At 49.6% G+C, this 1,112-nt stretch carries 1 protein-coding gene; it reads left to right on the top strand.

The features are described 5' to 3' along the window. Window positions 1-1,112: PhoX family protein (locus R7E42_RS25185; RefSeq protein WP_318073265.1), on the top strand; the 1,112-nt coding region annotated here is incomplete at both ends.

Below are 1,112 nucleotides of genomic sequence, written 5' to 3'. Positions count from 1 at the left end.
TTCGCAAAGAGATTAACGCTCACGGCGTTTCCGTTGTTCGTATTCAGCTAAAAGACAATATGTGGAAATTGGTGGATACCGATCCGCTTAACCGCCGATACACTGGTGCGACAGTGATGGATTTATCTGGCCCAGTCGCTCACACGGCGCTTACTGTGACGCGTTTTTCGCCTGATGGCAGCCAAGCTCGTGGTACGTTAAACAACTGTGGCAACGGCTATACGCCGTGGGGTACTTACCGCGCGTGTGAAGAGAACTGGCCTGGCTACTTCGTTAATGCGGGGACTCGTACAGAAGAACAAGATCGTATTGGTGTGGATGATAAGAGCACGCGTTACTTGTGGGAAACATTGGCAGGTAACTCAGAAGAGCGTTTAGATGAGTTCACGCGTTTTAATGTTGCACCAACAGGCACCAGCTCTGCAGACGATTACCGTAACGAAGCGAACGGCCATGGCTACATTGTAGAAATTGACCCATATACCCAAAACTCTCGTGCGAAAAAGCGTACCGCGCTTGGTCGTTTCCGCCACGAAGGTTGTGCTTTCGGTAAGCTAGAAGCAGGCAAACCCGTAGTATTTTACTCAGGTCATGATTCTCGTTTTGAATACCTTTACAAGTTCGAGTCTGCAGCGGCTTGGGATCCTGCTGATGCAAACCCTGCAAATCGCTTGGCGACGGGCGACAAGTACATGGACGAAGGCACACTTTACGTTGCGCGTTTCAATGAAGACAGCACAGGTACTTGGTTGCCACTAACGCTTGATAGTGTGACGACATCTGGTGGCACGCTTGCTGATCATTTTAACTCGTTAGCGGAAATTATCATTAATACGGCTGGCGCGGCTGACCTTGTTGGCGCAACGCCAATGGATCGTCCTGAATGGTGTTCGGTTGACCCGTTCACAGGCTCTGTCTATCTCACGCTAACCAATAACACGCGCCGCACAGACGAAACGAATCCAGCAAATCCACGCTTAAACAACAAGTTTGGTCACGTTATTCGTTGGGATGAAGGCACTTCTGCGACAGACTTTACTTGGGATATCTTTGTCTTCGGTTCGCCAGCAAATGGTGATGCAGACACAAACCGTTCTGGCTTGAATGAGTTT

Source organism: Vibrio sp. Vb1337, from assembly GCF_033338715.1.
In the GTDB taxonomy this organism is placed as follows: Bacteria; Pseudomonadota; Gammaproteobacteria; order Enterobacterales; family Vibrionaceae; genus Vibrio; species Vibrio alginolyticus.
Note: the sequence above shows the minus strand (reverse complement) of the source record. Positions and strands in the feature narration are given on the sequence as shown.